We start from the raw sequence: 16,759 nt of genomic DNA, 5'->3' as shown, positions 1-16,759 counted from the left end.
CAATAAGTCGCCTTCTACGGAGGGCACGCAGCCGGCGCGAATGACGTAACTGCAGCGACACAGCAATAAGGAAAACAGGGCCCGCACTCATCTTCATGGAATTGGAAAGATGAGTGCGGGCCCTGTCTTATGCCGCGAGGATCAGTGCCGGCTTTCCTGCCTGTTCCTCAGACAGGCCACAAAGCCGACCAGACCCAACGCAATGAGCGACAGGATCCTGAGCACCGAAAGCGGCCAACCGCCGGTCAGAGGCAAAGCCGAATTGGAAGGACGGAACTCCAGCGCATGCGACACCGGGACCGACTGGTTCCCGCCCTGGAACCCGCCCTTGGGGTCAGCGCTCTCGGCATCGTCGGAGAGCACCTGAGCAGAGAACTCACCCTGGTTGATCCCCTCAGGAGGAACCGCCTGCCACAGGCCATGGTCCCCCACAACGACATCGGTGCTGCTATTGCCCTTGCCGGGCCAGGTTATATGCACCACGGTCCCCTTGGTCTCGGGAACCTTCGTATCCCCATCCACATACTTGTAGGCTTTGCCCGCCACCTGGAAGACGTCGTACCGCTCCAAGGTCAGCGTGGTCGGTGTGATGTCGACCTTCCGCTCGATGGAAGCCGGATCCGATCGGAGGTTCATCGGGTTGATCATCTCAACCTGGAAGGTATAGGTCTGCGTCTCGTCACTGCCGTTGTAGCCGGCGAACCTGCCGGCAGGTATGTTCAGCGTCCAGGACCAGGTGGAAGCCCCCGTCTTGGTCAGGCCCAGCGTGAGACCCGTCGCGGAATCCGTGACGGAAGACGTGGTGCCAACCGCCGCATCCCTCTGGAAAGTGTTGGCCGGAGTAGTCAGCAGGCTGGTCCAGTCCGAGGCAGTGTTCTGCTTCATGGAAATGGCCATCTTGGAATCAGTCATCCCCAGCTTCCCCGACGACCAGGCCGTATACACAGGCGACACCTCACCCTTGAACGTGACCACCGAGCCTGCCGGCAGGCTCCCGTTGACCGTATGGGGCACCGCCACCGAGAACTTGGCCGCATCCGGCACGTTCTCGCCCGAGACGAAATAAGCCGTGCCAACATTCGAGAAGTAGGAGGTCAGGCCGAACCCTGACGTGGACTCAACCACCCAGGCGTGATAGCGCCTGTAGCTGTTGTACTTATTGCCGGGATCCGGCGACGGATACTGCTTATTGGTGTCCTGTATCCACCAGGACCCTCCCTGCTTGCTGCCAGTGTCGGTCTCGCAAACAGCTTCCCCCAGCCTGAACCCCCACGTGTCCGAGCTTTTCACCAGGTCATCGCCATTTGTGCCCTGACCATCCGCAATCGGATTGGTGGGATCCTCTCCATACAGGACAACCGTATTAGGATGCTTGTCATCCTTGGAAGGCGTGCACTCACCGCTGATTACCGGGTCAAGCTTGGTCGTATACACGCTTCCAGAAGCATCCAGGCCGGCATCCGCATCATTCTCGATCTTCGTGATCGTCGGATCATCAGGACGCGGCACATTATACTTATAAAAAGCAGTATCAATCGTCCAACCCGCAGAGAGATTCGTATCCTTTTGCGCGGCGGACATGTTATCGTCAATCCCCACAAGACCAGCGCTCTTGGGGCTGTACACCTCAGGGCTGACGGCTGTACATTCCGTGCCATCAGAATTCCTGGTGTCAGGCCAGGTCACCAGCTTGAAATAGCCGTCAAGATCCTGCTTCTCCTTGGCCTCCTTGAAATCAATCCCGCCATCAGCCTTCTGAGCAGGCATAGGATTGCCATCCTTATCAGTCGCAAAAAGCACATTGGTGGTATTCGCATACTTTGGGTCGGTCGGATTAACGTTATAAGCGCCATTGGTATTGACCATGCCCTGCAGTCCGTAGGTGGTAGTCAAAGTGTTGGGACTCGGCTGCTGGCCTGTCACCAGGACCGGCTCAGGAGTCAGTTCCTTAACAGGCACCCACTGGCTGTCCTTAAGAGCCACCCACTGATAGTAATAGGAACTGGTCTCAGAACATATGCCATTGGTTTTGTTGCCTGGACCACGCAAGTTCATCCAATACACGAAGAAAGACCGTGCCGGGGCCGTGCCCGGGGCTGTGGCATTTATATTTCCAACCGTACCATCGCTATAAGCCGGAAAACCATAATCGGTCACCATACCCCAATTAGCCTGATGGTTTCGATAGAGATATGGGTTGCTGTCCCACCCAACCCAGGAATATGGGCCGCTGCATTGCAGGTCGTCTCCTCCGCTACCCAAGCAGTCACCCATATACACTTTCATCTGTTTATCCTTCGATAAACTCGCGGTGATATTTGAATATCTATCCTGCAAGTTGCTCATGGAGGCTGGATCGAAAGTTGAGCAGGTTTCGGTACCCCATGCCCACGAAGAACTACCGCAAGACAGGATGGTATTCTGTTCACCAACGATAGCAAAGACATTCAAGGGCTCAGGGTGACCACCAGCCACGAACTTTGCGGGATCTTTAGACTTATCCGCAATGTTCATGTCGCCTTCGATGGATATGGTCAAGTAGTCGTATAAACCCGAATTGATTATCTTATGAACAGTAAAGCGCTGCAGATGATTATCAGCCCACGCTGTAGCTCCATCATATGCATACCCAGTTTTGTTATTTTCAAGATAATCATCTGGAGTTATAGTGTTTATATACTTTACACGATGATAATCTGCAGGGTTATCAGAACCAACATACTGATATACAAAAGATAAATTGCACTTTGACTTACCACCGGTGTCTGCCTTACCAAGGTCGACACAATCCGGCTTGAACTCGTTGTGTTTCACGCGCAGGATGAAGTCCATGCGCAGCTCATCCTGATAGGTATCGATCCTGTCGTTGAAGGCCATCATTCTATAGAGCAGAGGCTTCCTGCTCGCCGTCTCGTCCTGTCCATCAACGGCATTGGCCTGACTGGCCGACAGAGCACTCAGCCCAAGCGGAACAACCATGGCTAGTGTCGCCAGAAGGGTTACCAAAACGGCGATGATCGAACGGTTCACGTGCAGCGATCCCTTATTGTTCCGTTCTTGCAATCGCTTCAATACGAAACCCCCAAATCCCGATGGAATCATCTGCTAGAACAGATCAGCTCTGTTTTTAAGTTGTCCCCAATACCGCCGACTGTATCATAGAGATAAAAAAATCGCACCTTCGCGTTTCCTTGCATACTTCAAGTGTAACCGGTGCTCAGAGCATAATTGTCGACGCTTCACGACCATTCGCCGTACGGAATCTATAAGGATTTATCAGCCTTTAATGTGACCGTCGCCCAGCACCCAGCTGACGAGAATCGGCATGATGGACGCCAAGGCCTTGCCCCTGTGCGAAATGGCATTCTTTTCATCCGAGGTCATTTCCGCCGAGGTCAGCGGATGCCGGTCGCTAGCACGCCGAGGCTGATCACGGGGCACGAAGATCGGGTCGTAGCCGAACCCATTGTCCCCTCGTGCCTGGCGGATGATGCTTCCAGGCATCTCGCCGACCCTGGTCACTTGACGTCCCCGGACGGCGTACCCCGGCACATCCGGAACTACCAGGGCGGCAGCACAGACAAACCGCCCTCCTCTGTGGTCGTCGGGAATGTCGTTCAGCTGGTTCAGCAAGAGCTCCAAGTTGGCCTGGTCGTCGCCATGGCGGCCACTCCACCGTGCCGAAAGGATTCCCGGGGCAGCGCCCATCACATCAACGACCAGCCCCGAGTCGTCCGCCAGCGCGGGCAGACCTGACTCCCGAGCGGCCTGCCCAGCCTTGAGAAGTGCATTCTCCTGAAAAGTGGTGCCCGTCTCTACCGGATCGGGCAGGCCCAACTGGCCGGCCGAAACCAGCTCGATCCTCTGACCCTCATCGGCCAGGAAACCGCCGAGGATGCGACGAAGCTCACCTAGTTTGCCCTCGTTGTGCGTGGCCACAACCACCTTTCTGGCCTGCCCCATACCGGTCCTCCTCGCTGAAATACCTGTTCCGGACGTCAGTCGGATGCCAGAGCCTTGCGCTGAGCGGCCTGAAGCTCCTTGTTCCCCTTGGTTGCCAGGTCCAGCAAGATGCCAAGCTCCTGACGATTGAAGGGACGATGCTCCGCCGTTCCCTGTATCTCTATGAAATCGCCGGAGCCGGTCATGGACACGTTCATATCGGTCATGGCCCTGCTGTCCTCCAGATAGGGAAGGTCAAGCATGGGCTTGCCATCAATGATGCCCACCGAGACGGCCGAGACGCAATCCTTGGTCACCTTGTCGGCGCTACGGATGTGATGGTGGTCCTGGGCCCATCTGAGGGCATCGACCATGGCAACGTAAGCACCGGTGACCGAGGCTGTACGGGTGCCACCATCGGCCTGAAGCACATCGCAGTCAAGCTGAATCTGATTCTCACCCAGGGCCTTCATATCCACCACACCGCGCAGGCAACGGCCTATCAGCCGGCTGATCTCCTGGGTGCGGCCGCCGACCTTTCCCCGGACCGACTCGCGTGCAGTCCGGTCGCTGGTGGCCCTGGGAAGCATGGCGTACTCGGCAGTGACCCAACCCAATCCGGAGTCCTTGCGCCAACGGGGCAGCGTCGGTGTGAAGGAGGCCGTGCACATGACCCGGGTCTTGCCGCACTCGATCAGCACCGATCCCTCGGGGGCCTCCGTCCAATGCCTGGTGATGACGACCGGTCGCAACTCATCAGCCGCCCTGCCGTCAGGCCGCAGTACGGCACCCTCCTGGAGCATGTCCTTGATAGCAACCATCAGTGATGATCCTTTCCCGTTCCGCCCAGGCTCCCCTGGTCTGGTCCCATTATTCCGTCAGCCGTCTACCGATCAATGGTCAGTGGTGTCTTGGCCGGCAGAATGCGATCAATCAGGAAGATGACCAGCGACAGAGCAAAGAAGACGACCAGATACTCAGCCATGTTGACCGTCAACTGGGCCCATCCCAAGTGCCCGAGATCCAAGAAGGCATAGGGATAAGGGTTACCGCCCGCCTCCGGTCCCGAATGGGGCCAGATGGCGGCCCTGATCAGCACAAAGGCTACATAGAAGGGGAAGTAGATCAGCCAGGTCAGCACATTGTGCCAGTGGAAACGACGATGAGGGTCGAACAAGAGGAAGTCCACCGATGCCAGGATGGGGCTGATGACGTGAATCATCCATGTGGTCCTGATGCCCAGGACCAGCTGGTAGTCCGTGCTGTTCAGCCCCAGGACCAGGATGGCCACCAGTCCGGTGATGACGATGTAAAGCGTCAGACAGCCTTTGAGCCAGGCGGGAGGCTGGATGCCCTTGAGCAGGGTGGCGGCTCCGGCCCAGAGCATGACCAGACCCAGGGCGATATTGGTCTGGAAGGTAAAATAGACCCACTTGTTGCCGATTCCCAGCAGCCAGGCCTCGTAGGTGCCGCCCAGGCAGAAAAAGGCGATCAGCAATCGGTAGATGCCCACGACGAATCTCATGCGGACCAGCTTAGCCCGACCTTGGGAGGGCAGGGCGAGCCAAGTGCTCAGAGGATTAGACTGGGTGCCAACCAAGGGCCTTTCCACCCACAAAGGGGAAGATATGAACGCTGAAAACAATAGTAAGGACACCGGAACCTCCACGGCTCTGATGACCGATATGTATGAATACACCATGCTGGATGCCGCCCTGCAGGACGGCACGGCCGGACGCCAATCCGTCTTCGAGGTCTACACCCGGCACCTGCCGGCAGGGCGCCGCTACGGAGTTGTAGCAGGCACCGGACGGATTCTGGACGCGCTGGCGGATTTCCACCCCAGCGAGGACGAGCTGCGCTTTCTGTCCGACCGTCACATCGTCAGCCAGACCACCATCGACTGGCTGGAGCACTTCCGCTTCACCGGAACCATCCGCGGCTACCGGGAGGGCGAGATATTCTTCCCCGACTCCCCCATTCTGCAGGTCGAAGGCAGTTTCGGCGAGTGCACACTGCTGGAGACCCTGATCCTGTCCATACTCAACTACGACTCGGCTGTGGCCTCGGCCGCCTCCCGAATGGTCACCGCAGCCAAGGGCCGGCCCTGCATGGACATGGGCGCGCGCCGAGCCAACGAATATGCGGCCGTGGCAGCGGCCAGAGCGGCCATAGTCGGCGGATTCCAGGGGACCTCGAACCTGCTGGCGGCCAAGCGATACGGCTTCAAGGCCATCGGAACCGCAGCCCACTCCTTCACCCTCCTGCATGACAATGAACGCGAGGCTTTCCAAGGTCAGATCCAGGCACTGGGCAAGGGGACCACCCTGCTGACCGACACCTACTCCATCGAGGAGGCCGTCAGGACAGCAGTCGAGGTGGCTGGACCGGAGCTGGGCGGGGTTCGCATCGACTCCGGAGACCTGGGCTCGCTGGCACAGCAGGTCCGCGCCCAGCTGGACTCCCTGGGAGCCACCAAGGCCACCATCACCGTCACCAATGATCTGGACGAGTACGCCATCGCCTCCCTGCAGGATGCCCCGGTGGACTCCTATGGGGTGGGCACCATGCTGGTCACCGGTTCGGGAGCCCCCACCTGCGCCATGGTCTACAAGCTGACCGAGCGCGAGAACTCCGACGGGGTCATGCAGGCTGTGGCCAAGAAGTCGGTGGGCAAGGCCTCGGTGCCGGGACGCAAGTTGGCCTACCGCTCCTACCACAACGGGGTGGCTGATGCCGAGCACGTCGTCTCTGGAGCCGAACAGGCTCTGGCAGCCTATACGCCTGAGGAGAGCTGGCGGGATCTGCTGGTCACCTATGTGGACCATGGCCAGAGCATGCCGGAGTTCCAGGGCGGGCAGGCGGTCCTGGATGCCCGGGAGCACCGGGCCAAGGCCCTGGAGGAGATGCCCATCAACGCACTCAGCCTGATGAAGGGCGAACCGGTCCTGCCCACCTTAGTGAGGAGCATCTGATGAACGCGCAATCCGAAACCTACCAGCCCGACCCGAGCCGGTACGATGCCACAACCTACCGGCCCTGCGGCGACAGCGGCCTGAAACTGCCACCCATCTGCCTGGGCTGCTGGCACAACTTCGGCGACACCGCGCCCCTGGATCGTATGCAGGAGCTATGCACGACGGCCTTCGACCACGGCATCACCCACTTTGACCTGGCCGACAACTACGGCCCTGAACCGGGCGCCGCCGAGCGCAACATGGGGATCATCCTGCGGCGGTGCTTCAGCCACCACCGCCAGGAGCTGGTCATCTCCACCAAGGCCGGCTATGAAATGTGGCCTGGCCCATACGGAGACTTCGGCTCACGCAAGCATCTGCTGTCCGGACTGGACCAGAGCCTGAAACGGCTGGGACTTGACTATGTGGACATCTTCTACCACCACCGCCCCGACCCGGACACTCCCCTGGAAGAAACCATGGGCGCCATGGCCCAGGCGGTCACCAGCGGCAAGGCCCTCTACCTGGGACTGTCCAACTATGACGGGCCGACCATGGCACGGGCCTCGGCCATCCTGACCGAGATGCACGTCCCCTTCGTCATCAACCAGAACCGCTACTCCATCTTCGACAGAACCATCGAGGACAACGGGCTCAAAGAGGCCGTGACGAAAGAGAAGAAGGGACTGATCACCTTCAGCCCGCTGGCCCAGGGGCTGCTGACCGACCGCTACCTGCATGGGATTCCCGAGGACAGTCGGATTCGTGCCGACGGTCGCTTCCTCAAGGAGTCCGCCCTGACCCCACAGCGGCTGAAGCAGATCCAGGCTCTGAACGAGATGGCCCACCAACGCGGCCAGAGTCTGGCAGAGATGGCACTGGCCTGGCTGCTAAGGGACCCGACTGTCACCTCGGTGCTCATCGGCGCCTCCAAGCCCGAGCAGATCCTGGACAATCTCAAAGCCGTCCAGTCGGCCGATTTCAGCCAGGAAGAACTGGAGATGATCGACCGGATCGCCTTGGACAAGCAGTCCTGAAGCAGCCTGGACCGTTCAGTAGCGCTCAGTGGCTGCCACCGGTCATCTGTTCGTAGATGCGCTTGCAGTCCGGGCAGACCGGATACTGGGAGGGGTCATGCTTGGGCACCCAGACCTTGCCGCAGAGGGCCACGACCGGTCGGCCGGTCAGCTTGGACTCGGCGATGCGCTCACGGGAGACGTAATGGGCGAACCGGTCGGCATCGCCCTGATCGTTCAACCGGGTCTTCTCGGCGGTCTCAGTGTCCGGGCGGTCCAGCACGGCCGTGCCAGTGCCCTGGTCGGGGTTCTGCTCCCGCTCCGGATCCTCCATGCGAATGCTCTTGCTTGCAGTCATGACACCATGGTACGGCGGCAAGCTGCACGTTCGCTCCCTATGACGCGCTACGCTGAGAATCATGACTATCGCTGTATGCCCTGGCTCATACGATCCGGTCACCTCCGGCCACATGGATGTGATCGAACGTTGCGCCTGCTTCTTCGAGACGGTCCACGTGGTTGTGGCCGTCAACGCCGCCAAGACCCCCATGTTCAGCGAACAGAAGCGGGTGGCCATGATCCGCCAAGCCCTGGACGAGGACGGATACCCGAACATCACCGTAGCCTCCACAGATGGCCTGATCACCGACTACTGCAGTAAGGTGGGCGCCTCGGTCATCGTCAAGGGGCTGCGGCAGAACGGTGACTATGAGGCCGAGCTGGGCATGGCCCTGGTCAATCGCAAGCTGTCCGGGGTGGAAACACTCTTCCTGCCAGCCGATCCGGTGAGGGAGCACATCTCCAGCACCATCGTCAAGGACGTGGCCAGACACGGAGGGGACATCACCGGCATGGTCCCCAACAGCGTCGTGGACACACTGATGGGCACACTGCACAGGGACACACCGCACACGGAAAAGAGCCAATGATGAACGAGCAGACCCAGGAAAGGGACGATGACGAGCCTATCGACGACTCGACCAAAGCGAGCGCCCCCAGGTCCGCAGTCGACATGAAGGACCTGCCCGACCTGCAGGAGGATCGAAACGAGAGCGGGAATCCTCGATCGGAATTCACCACCGTCTATGACATCATCGACCGGATCCAGGCCATGCTGGATGAGGCCAAGGCTCCCATTTTCAGCCCTGGACTGGTCAAAGTGGACCGAGACGAGCTAACCGACGACCTCAACGAGCTCAAGAAAATGCTGCCAGTGCAACTGGAGCGGGCCTCGGCGCTCATGAGGGAGGCGGAGCGTCGGCTGAACACGGCGCAGACCCAGGCCAACGCCACCATATCCGACGCCCAGAGCCGGGCTGCAGACATCGTCAAGGAGGCCGGCGAGCAGGCCCGCTTTTTGGCAGGCCAGGAGAATGTAGTGGCCATAGCCCGACAGAAGGCCCAGACCATCATCGACACAGCCCAGTCCCAGGCGGACCGTCTCGTCCAAGGGGCCGATGGATATGCCGCCCAGGTCATGGGCGAGCTTGACACCCAGCTGGGCAAGATGAGTCAGGATGTCCGCGCCGGCCTGGAGGTTCTCCACCAGCGTGAGCAGGAGGCGGCGCGTAGCATGAACTCGTCAGTCTCGGACCAGGGAAAGGACACGCAGGGATGAGCAGAGCGGAAGATTCCCCCTGGGCGGTTTCAGTGGCCCAGGTGTCGACGCGGGCAGGGCAGAGCACCCGGGTGGACCGTGATTTTCCAGCCCCGGAGGGCATCGGCGACCAGGTGGTGGGCATTCCTGCAGGAACATCCGTGCATGTGGAGGGCGACATCGACTCCCTGGTGGATGGACTCTTATTGCAGGCCCACATCAGCGTACCCCTGAAAACCGAATGCACCCGCTGCCTGAGGCCCGTCAATACCATCATCCAGGACGATCCGGTGGCCTTCTTCCCCTACAAGGATCCCGAACCGGAGCCGACCCATGGCAAGGAGGAGATCCTGGCGGAACAGGAGGAGGGCAGCGGCCAGACCTATCCTCTGGTCAGCGGCGGCGCCTTCATGGATCTGGAGGCCCTGCTGCGTGACACACTTGTTGAGGCCCTGCCCCTGCAGCCCCTGTGCCGACCCGACTGCCGGGGCCTGTGCCCCCAGTGCGGCATGGATCTGAATGACCATCCCGATCACCACCACGAGATAATGGACGACCGGTGGGCGGCCCTGGAGGGACTCAAGCAGCGTCTGGAGCAGGAGGAGAACCCCGGCAACGACGGCCAGACTGGCGAATGACCGGAGGTTGCGGTAAACTGCTCTACGCTTAAGCTCGAAGTATTCGATCGAAACAGAGGACAATATGGCACTGCCAAAGTACAAGACCTCGCGCGCCAACACCCATTCCCGGCGCGCCAACTGGAAGACCCAGGCCGCCGCTACGGTTACCTGCCCCAACTGCGGAGCTCCCGCGCTGCCGCATATGGCATGCCCCAGCTGCGGCATGTACCGCGGGCGAGTCTACCGCGACGCCATTCGCTCGCAGTTCAGCAAGTGAGCCGATCGGCGATCAGTACACAATGAAAGAACCCCGGCCATCGACGGGTGGCAGGGGTTTTTCCATATCATCAGATGAAAAGGCCAAGGAAGCGAGAATGGCCATGCAGGCAGGGCACTCCAGGAAGGATCAGGAAGACCACATGCAGCAGAAGGAACAGGAGCAGGTAAATCCCGGCAACCAAGCGGCTGAGGAGCTCTTCCAGGCCCTGGGCGGCAGAATCAGCCCGGGACTGTTGGTACACGCACTGACCCATCGCTCCTTCGCCCATGAGCACCCAGGCATGCCCAACAACGAACGGCTGGAATTCCTGGGCGATGCGGTTCTGGAGCTGGTTGCCACCGAGACCTTATACAAGGTTCATCCGGACATGACCGAGGGCCAACTGGCCAAAATGCGGGCCAAGGCGGTCTCCGAGGAGGCCCTGTCGGCCATCGCCCGGGAGAAGCTGCACCTGGGGCAATATATTCTTCTGGGTCGGGGAGAGAGCGAGAACGGCGGAGCCGACAAGGACTCCATACTCTGCGACACCGTCGAATCACTGATCGGGTCGGTCTTCGTGGAGCACGGCATCGAGGGGGCCAGGACCACAGTCCACACCCTTCTTGACGGCACCCTGGCCGAGGTGGCCACCGAGGGACCAGCACTGGATTGGAAGACCTCGATTACCGTCAAGGCCCACAAGTTGGGTTTGGGTGAGCCCCGGTACGCCATGGCGGTCTCCGGGCCGGAATACGCCCAGGTCTTCACAGCCGAGCTGCGACTGGAAGACGGCGGGACCGTGATCGGCAAGGGCCGGGCCAGCAGCAAGCGGAAGGCCCAGCTGGCTGCGGCCGCCCAGGGGTGGAAGCGGCTGGACGACCAGGATCTGCTTAAGACCCTTCGCACCGAGCAATCATCATGAGTCTCCAGCCGGAATTCCGGCATACGGTACTGCCGCCACGCCCCGACCAGACCCCTGTTTAGACTATGGGCATAACCCGGAGGCACGCCGTCACGAGCAGCAAAGGTGCCTCCTCCTGATCGGGATTCGTCCGCCCACCCCGCCGACGCTCCGACAGGTTCGTATTTCGACATGCACGGCCGCAGGTCGGCGCGCAGTCTGGAGGTCGAGAGGAAACATGAGTCTGCCGACACCTCTGCAAGCGTTCAGCTCGGTACCCAAGAACTGGGACCATGACGACAAGGATGTCCCCGCCCAGGGCGAGCCCATGACGGGAGCCCAAGCGCTGATTCGGTCCCTGGAGGACCTGGGGGTCACCCAGGTATTCGGCGTTCCAGGAGGGGCCATTCTGCCTACCTACGATGCCATTGACGAAAAGGCGCGCTTTAACTTCACCTTGGTCCGCCACGAACAGGCCGCCGGACACGCCGCCGAGGGCTACGCCGTCTCCACAGGCAAGGTGGGAGTCTGCCTGGTGACTTCTGGACCCGGAGCCACCAATATGGTCACCCCCATAGCCGATGCCATGATGGACTCGGTTCCCCTGGTGGTGGTGACCGGCCAGGTGGGCGTGGACTCCATCGGCACCGACGCCTTCCAGGAGGCTGACATCGTGGGCATCACCTACCCGGTGGCCAAGCACTCCTATCTGGTGACCAAGGCCCAGGACATCCCCCGGGTCATGACCGAGGCCTACCACATCGCCCGCTCGGGAAGGCCCGGCCCGGTAGTAGTGGACCTGAGCAAGACGGCTCAGAACGGCAAAATGCTCTACTCCTGGCCCCAGGAGATGATCCTGCCCGGCTATAACCCGGTGACGCGGGCCCATGGGCACGTCCTGGACGATGCCGCCCGACTCCTGGTCCAGTCACACAGACCTGTCCTCTATGTGGGTGGCGGCGCAGTCCGGTCAGACGCCCGTCGGCAGGTCCAGGAGCTCGTTCGAGCTACGGGTGCCCCCATGGTCACTACCCTGCCTGCGCGAGGCATCGTGCCCGACTCCGACCCAGCAGTTCTGGGAATGCCCGGAATGCACGGCACGGTGGCCGCCAATGGGGCTATCCAGCACTCTGATCTGCTGGTGGCTGTGGGCACACGCTTCGACGACCGGGTGACCGGTAGCCTGGAGGACTTCGCCCCGGTGGCCAGGGTCATTCATATAGACATAGACCCGGCCGAGATCGGCAAGAACCGGCAGGCGGATGTACCCATCGTCGGGGATGTGGGCCAGGTACTGGACGACCTGATCCCGGCGCTCAAGGCGGCTCAACGCACCTGGGGCAAGCCCGATCTCAAGCCCTGGTGGCGGCTGATCGACGGCTGGCGGCACGACTACCCCACCACCTTTGAGCCCAGCCCGGACGGTACCCTGGCCCCCCAGTGGGTGGTTCAGACCCTGAGCAACAAGGCCGATCCGAATACCATCTGGGTATCGGGCGTAGGCCAGCACCAGATGTGGGCCAGCCAGTTCATCGACTTCGAACGCACCCGCTCCTGGGTCTCCTCCTGCGGATTGGGGACCATGGGCTATGGTCTGCCCGCCGCCATCGGCACGGCAATCGGCACCAGGGAACAGGAAGATCCACGGCCCGTCTGGCTGATCGACGGGGATGGCTCCTTCCAGATGACCTCCGAGGAGCTGGCCACGGCCGGGCAGGCGGGGCTGCCCATTCGCATCGCCATACTCAACAACTCGGTCTACGGCATGGTCCGTCAGTGGCAGACCCTCTTCTACGGCAGCCACTACTCCCAGACCAACCTGGAGGACGGCGGCGCAAAGCCCACAGACGGCAACGGCATCCCCGACTTCGTCAAGCTCGCCGAGGCCTATGGCTGCCTGGGACTGCGGGCCTTTACCCAGGAGCAAGCCCTGGAGGCCATCGATAAGGCCAACGCAGTGACTGATCGACCGGTTCTGATCGACTTCCGCGTCTGGAAGGATGCCATGGTATGGCCCATGGTCCCGGCAGGCGCCTCCAATGACACCATCATCTATAAGCCTGGCGTGCAGCCCCTGGCCGGCATCCGTCCGGAGCAGGAGCAGACCGAGCCGCATGAGCAGACCGGAGCCGATCGAGCAGCCATGGCCAGCGACGCCGCTGGTCGTATAAACAAGTAGGAAAGGGGCACCACATGGCCAATTATCCAGCATCCAAGCCCGGTTCCGAACGGCACACCCTTTCCGTCCTGGTCGAAAACCGCCCCGGCGTCCTGGCCAGGGTGGCCGGCCTGTTCGCCCGGCGCGCTTTCAACATCAACTCACTGTCAGTCTCGTCCACTGAACGGGACGACATCTCCCGGATCACGGTCACAGCAGACGTGGAGGCCGTCCCCCTGGAGCAGATCATCAAGCAGCTCAACAAGCTCCTGCATGTGCTCAAGATCGTCGAGCTCAAAGGCGATGAGGCCGTGGAACGCGAACTGGTCATGATCAAGGTCAAAGCCAACGAGCGCAACCGTTCCGACGTGTTGGAGATTGTCAAGCTCTTCCGAGTACGAGTGGTCGACGTCCACCCCGAGTCCCTGACCATCGAGGCCACCGGGGCCGAGGGCAAATTGGAAGCCCTTTTGCGGCTGCTGCGACCCTTCGGCATCATCGAGCTGGTCCGTTCGGGCGCTGTAGCCGTAACCCGGGGACCCCGGGCCCTAAGCGAGAAGGTGCTGGGCTCCCAGATCACCGGCCGCTGATTGGTCCTGTAATCCTGGAAGGTGGTGCGCGTGACTGACGATGAAACGGCGGGAATGAGCCGGGCCGGCCGGGCCGAATGGGAGCGGATGGTATCCGGTCAGGTCTACCAGGACACCCATCCCGACATCGATCGCCAAAGGGAACGGGCGGAAAACCTCTTTCTGGCATACAACAGGACCGGCCCCGGGCAGAAGCAGGAACGCCGACGGATTCTGGAAGACCTGCTCGGCCAGGTGGGGCAAGATGTCGTCATCAACCCGGACTTCAGATGCGAGGTCGGCTGCAACATACGGATCGGCAGCCAGACTCTGATCAATTACGGAGCCGTCATGCTGGACAACGCTCCGATCACCATAGGTAGGAACGTGTGGATAGGCCCCGGCGCGGGGCTCTTTTGCACAAACCATGCCTTGGACTATGAGGAACGGAAGGCTGGCGCCTGCCAGGCCCGACCCATCGAAATCTGCCAGGGTGTCTGGCTGGGAGGTCACGTGGTCGTCCTAGGCGGCGTGCGGATTGGCCGTGGAGCCGTCATCGGGGCAGGGTCTGTCGTCACCCATGACATACCGGATCAGGTAGTTGCAGTCGGCAACCCATGCACTGTTCTACGGCCTATCACCGATGCGGACGAAACCGGTTACCTGGACAGAATTCATCAGCGTGACCAGGAGAACGTCCAGGACCAATAACTCCCCCCCCCCTGAAAAGCCCACAGCTCATTCCATCCAAGGCTGGCGGTAGATTGGGGAATCATGCCCATCTATGATCTCGGTCTGGAACACGTCGCTCTGTCATTCGCCACCAAAACCGTCTTTACGGATGTGACTCAGGGCATCTTCGAGGGTGATCGGATCGGCATCGTGGGCCGAAACGGCGACGGCAAGTCCACCCTGCTGCACCTGCTGAAAGGCACCCAGGAACCGGATCAGGGCCGGGTGACCATGCGCAATGGACTCACCTTCGGCATGCTGGACCAGCGCGATCCCCTGAAGGACCAAGACACGGTCCGCAAGGCGGCCTTGGAGAATCGACAAGACTATGAATGGGCTGCCGACCCCAGATCCCGCGAGATCGTCGAGTCCCTCCTGGGCGGCATGGAACTGGAGGCCAAGGTGGGTACTCTGTCAGGCGGTCAGCGCCGCAGGGTGGATCTGGCACGGCTGCTGCTCCGAGATTGGGACATCCTGGCCCTGGATGAGCCGACCAACCATCTGGACCTGCTCACCATCCACTGGCTGGCCGAGCACCTGAAGAACCGCTGGGCCAAGAATTCCGGAGCACTCCTGCTGGTCACCCACGACCGCTGGTTCCTGGACGAGGTCTGCACCTCCATGTGGGAGGTGCATGACGGAACCATCGACCCCTTCGAAGGCGGCTACAGCGCATACATGCTCCAGCGGGTCGAGCGCGAGCGCCAGGCGGATCTGGCCGAGACCAAGCGCCGGAACCTGGCCCGCAAGGAACTGGCCTGGCTGACCCGAGGCGCCCGGGCCCGCTCGACCAAGCAGAAGTTCCATGTCAAGGCCGCGCAGGAGCTGATCGCCGACGTGCCACCCATGCGCAACAGCCTGGAACTCAAGCGAATGGCCACCTCCCGCCTGGGCAAACAGGTGGTGGACCTGGTCGACGTGACCAAGATCTATCCAGGGGCCGACTCCGATGTCGATGGGAACGAGAACGACCGGGTCCCCTCCCCTCATGCCGAACGCCCTCTGATGGGATCAGTGACCGTGGCCGCTGATCCCGACAAGGCAGGTGAGGACGGCCAGGACCGCCCGGGCACTGCGGCTGCCGGCACCCTTACCATCAGCGGACACAAGGTCCTGGACGATGTGACCTGGTTGATCGGCCCTGGCGACCGGTTTGGCATCGTAGGCGCCAACGGAGCGGGCAAGTCCACTCTGCTGGGTCTGATCGACGGCAGTGTGGCTCCCACGGCAGGACACGTCAAGGTCGGCAAGACGGTCCGCTTTGCGGTGCTGACCCAGCGGCTGGATGAACTGGAGAAACTGGGCCGCTATAGAATCAAGGAGGTCCTCAGCCGTTACAAGCCCACCTATCTGGTGGAGGGCAAGGAGGTGTCCCCGAGCCAATTGATGGAGCGCCTGGGCTTTGAAAGCTCCCAGCTGATGACCAGGATCAGCGACCTGTCTGGCGGACAGAAGCGCCGCATGCAGCTCTTGCTTATCCTGCTGGACGAGCCGAACGTGTTGATCATGGACGAGCCAGGCAACGACCTGGATACTGACATGCTGGCCGTCATGGAGGACATGCTGGACTCATGGCCCGGCACACTGATCGTGGTCTCCCACGATCGCTACCTGTTGGAGAGGGTGACCGACCAGCAGTTCGCGCTGATCAACGGCAAGGTGGTTCATCTGCCCGGCGGTGTCCAGGACTACCTGGATATGGTCGAGTCTGCCGACCGGGAGGCTGCGGATGCACCAGCCGGGACATCAGCCAAGGAGGCTGGGGATCCCAATCAGGCCAAGGCCGAACGAGTTGCCAGACGGAATCTGAGCAAGCAGGCCTCCGCCATCGAACGCAAGCTGGCCAAGCTGTCCGATCAGCGCAAGGAACTTGAACGGCAGATGGCTGAGCACGACCCCGGCGACTATCAGGGTCTCAACGAGCTAAACAGCAAGCTCAAGGATCTGACCGGGCAGTCGGACCAGCTGGAGGAGGAGTGGCTGACCATCGGGGAGGAGCTGGAGTAGT

General features: G+C 61.0%; 16 protein-coding genes. 11 read left to right on the top strand and 5 right to left on the bottom strand.

What is annotated here, in order from left to right; genetic code table 11:
- Positions 1-141: 141 nt before the first annotated feature.
- The 4 genes from H3T89_RS09200 to H3T89_RS05705 all read right to left on the bottom strand — a co-directional run bounded on the left by H3T89_RS09200 (position 142) and on the right by H3T89_RS05705 (position 5,467).
- Entirely contained in the window at positions 142-3,102 is a 2,961-nt protein-coding gene (locus H3T89_RS09200) for a hypothetical protein (RefSeq protein WP_198216477.1), read from the bottom strand.
- Between the two features lie 174 nt (positions 3,103-3,276).
- The gene (gene rdgB, locus H3T89_RS05715) at positions 3,277-3,963 is read right to left on the bottom strand and encodes an RdgB/HAM1 family non-canonical purine NTP pyrophosphatase (RefSeq protein ID WP_015021387.1); all 687 of its coding nucleotides are present in this window, start codon (positions 3,961-3,963) and stop codon (positions 3,277-3,279) included.
- A 35-nt stretch (positions 3,964-3,998) separates the two neighbouring features.
- A complete protein-coding gene (gene rph / locus H3T89_RS05710; protein WP_015021386.1) occupies positions 3,999-4,763 on the bottom strand; it encodes a ribonuclease PH in 765 nt (254 codons plus the stop codon).
- 65 nt (positions 4,764-4,828) lie between these two features.
- Complete coding sequence (locus tag H3T89_RS05705) at positions 4,829-5,467, bottom strand: Pr6Pr family membrane protein (protein ID WP_033511228.1); 639 nt, start codon at positions 5,465-5,467, stop codon at positions 4,829-4,831.
- Positions 5,468-5,570: 103 nt separating this feature from the next.
- Between H3T89_RS05705 and H3T89_RS05700 the strand changes: the two genes are divergently transcribed.
- The gene (locus tag H3T89_RS05700; RefSeq protein WP_198203667.1) at positions 5,571-6,917 is read left to right on the top strand and encodes a nicotinate phosphoribosyltransferase; all 1,347 of its coding nucleotides are present in this window, start codon (positions 5,571-5,573) and stop codon (positions 6,915-6,917) included.
- Positions 6,917-7,936: an aldo/keto reductase gene (locus H3T89_RS05695; RefSeq protein WP_198216476.1), complete on the top strand. Its 1,020-nt coding sequence runs from the start codon at positions 6,917-6,919 to the stop codon at positions 7,934-7,936. The genes H3T89_RS05700 and H3T89_RS05695 overlap by 1 nt, the downstream gene beginning before the upstream one ends.
- 25 nt (positions 7,937-7,961) lie before the next feature.
- Here H3T89_RS05695 and H3T89_RS05690 read toward each other — a convergent pair whose 3' ends face one another.
- Complete coding sequence (locus H3T89_RS05690) at positions 7,962-8,273, bottom strand: DUF3039 domain-containing protein (protein ID WP_024627652.1); 312 nt, start codon at positions 8,271-8,273, stop codon at positions 7,962-7,964.
- A gap of 61 nt (positions 8,274-8,334) precedes the next feature.
- On the opposite strand from H3T89_RS05690, the gene coaD reads away from it, so the two are divergent.
- The 9 genes from coaD (at position 8,335) to H3T89_RS05645 (ending at position 16,758) form a co-directional block, all read left to right on the top strand.
- On the top strand, positions 8,335-8,844 hold the full coding sequence (gene coaD, locus H3T89_RS05685) for a pantetheine-phosphate adenylyltransferase (protein WP_198203665.1): 510 nt from the start codon (positions 8,335-8,337) through the stop codon (positions 8,842-8,844).
- Positions 8,841-9,533: a cell division protein gene (locus tag H3T89_RS05680; protein ID WP_198216475.1), complete on the top strand. Its 693-nt coding sequence runs from the start codon at positions 8,841-8,843 to the stop codon at positions 9,531-9,533. Before coaD ends, H3T89_RS05680 begins: the two co-directional genes overlap by 4 nt.
- The gene (locus H3T89_RS05675; RefSeq protein ID WP_198216474.1) at positions 9,530-10,150 is read left to right on the top strand and encodes a YceD family protein; all 621 of its coding nucleotides are present in this window, start codon (positions 9,530-9,532) and stop codon (positions 10,148-10,150) included. Before H3T89_RS05680 ends, H3T89_RS05675 begins: the two co-directional genes overlap by 4 nt.
- A 64-nt stretch (positions 10,151-10,214) precedes the next feature.
- A complete protein-coding gene (gene rpmF / locus H3T89_RS05670; protein WP_015021378.1) occupies positions 10,215-10,409 on the top strand; it encodes a 50S ribosomal protein L32 in 195 nt (64 codons plus the stop codon).
- 142 nt (positions 10,410-10,551) lie between these two features.
- On the top strand, positions 10,552-11,313 hold the full coding sequence (gene rnc, locus H3T89_RS05665; RefSeq protein WP_198216520.1) for a ribonuclease III: 762 nt from the start codon (positions 10,552-10,554) through the stop codon (positions 11,311-11,313).
- Positions 11,314-11,530: 217 nt separating this feature from the next.
- Complete coding sequence (locus H3T89_RS05660) at positions 11,531-13,471, top strand: acetolactate synthase large subunit (RefSeq protein ID WP_110416839.1); 1,941 nt, start codon at positions 11,531-11,533, stop codon at positions 13,469-13,471.
- Between the two features lie 14 nt (positions 13,472-13,485).
- Positions 13,486-14,040, top strand: coding sequence for an acetolactate synthase small subunit (ilvN, locus tag H3T89_RS05655; RefSeq protein WP_015021375.1), 555 nt, complete (start codon positions 13,486-13,488; stop codon positions 14,038-14,040).
- Positions 14,041-14,070: 30 nt separating this feature from the next.
- Positions 14,071-14,730, top strand: coding sequence for a sugar O-acetyltransferase (locus H3T89_RS05650; protein ID WP_198216473.1), 660 nt, complete (start codon positions 14,071-14,073; stop codon positions 14,728-14,730).
- A gap of 63 nt (positions 14,731-14,793) precedes the next feature.
- Positions 14,794-16,758, top strand: coding sequence for an ABC-F family ATP-binding cassette domain-containing protein (locus H3T89_RS05645; protein WP_198216472.1), 1,965 nt, complete (start codon positions 14,794-14,796; stop codon positions 16,756-16,758).
- Position 16,759 lies beyond the last annotated feature (1 nt).

The sequence above is a fragment of the Bifidobacterium sp. W8114 genome, from assembly GCF_016101165.1.
Classification (GTDB): domain Bacteria; phylum Actinomycetota; class Actinomycetes; order Actinomycetales; family Bifidobacteriaceae; genus Bombiscardovia; species Bombiscardovia asteroides.
The sequence above is the reverse complement of the archived record's forward strand: the minus strand, read 5'-3'. Positions and strand labels throughout refer to the sequence as shown.

Bases quoted from the DNA above. Each gene is read 5' to 3' on its own strand.
- H3T89_RS09200 (WP_198216477.1), bottom strand. From the start codon at position 3,102: ATGATTCCATCGGGATTTGGGGGTTTCGTATTGAAGCGATTGCAAGAA.
- rdgB (WP_015021387.1), bottom strand. From the start codon at position 3,963: ATGGGGCAGGCCAGAAAGGTGGTTGTGGCCACGCACAACGAGGGCAAA.
- rph (WP_015021386.1), bottom strand. From the start codon at position 4,763: ATGGTTGCTATCAAGGACATGCTCCAGGAGGGTGCCGTACTGCGGCCT.
- H3T89_RS05705 (WP_033511228.1), bottom strand. From the start codon at position 5,467: ATGAGATTCGTCGTGGGCATCTACCGATTGCTGATCGCCTTTTTCTGC.
- H3T89_RS05700 (WP_198203667.1), top strand. From the start codon at position 5,571: ATGAACGCTGAAAACAATAGTAAGGACACCGGAACCTCCACGGCTCTG.
- H3T89_RS05695 (WP_198216476.1), top strand. From the start codon at position 6,917: ATGAACGCGCAATCCGAAACCTACCAGCCCGACCCGAGCCGGTACGAT.
- H3T89_RS05690 (WP_024627652.1), bottom strand. From the start codon at position 8,273: ATGACTGCAAGCAAGAGCATTCGCATGGAGGATCCGGAGCGGGAGCAG.
- coaD (WP_198203665.1), top strand. From the start codon at position 8,335: ATGACTATCGCTGTATGCCCTGGCTCATACGATCCGGTCACCTCCGGC.
- H3T89_RS05680 (WP_198216475.1), top strand. From the start codon at position 8,841: ATGATGAACGAGCAGACCCAGGAAAGGGACGATGACGAGCCTATCGAC.
- H3T89_RS05675 (WP_198216474.1), top strand. From the start codon at position 9,530: ATGAGCAGAGCGGAAGATTCCCCCTGGGCGGTTTCAGTGGCCCAGGTG.
- rpmF (WP_015021378.1), top strand. From the start codon at position 10,215: ATGGCACTGCCAAAGTACAAGACCTCGCGCGCCAACACCCATTCCCGG.
- rnc (WP_198216520.1), top strand. From the start codon at position 10,552: ATGCAGCAGAAGGAACAGGAGCAGGTAAATCCCGGCAACCAAGCGGCT.
- H3T89_RS05660 (WP_110416839.1), top strand. From the start codon at position 11,531: ATGAGTCTGCCGACACCTCTGCAAGCGTTCAGCTCGGTACCCAAGAAC.
- ilvN (WP_015021375.1), top strand. From the start codon at position 13,486: ATGGCCAATTATCCAGCATCCAAGCCCGGTTCCGAACGGCACACCCTT.
- H3T89_RS05645 (WP_198216472.1), top strand. From the start codon at position 14,794: ATGCCCATCTATGATCTCGGTCTGGAACACGTCGCTCTGTCATTCGCC.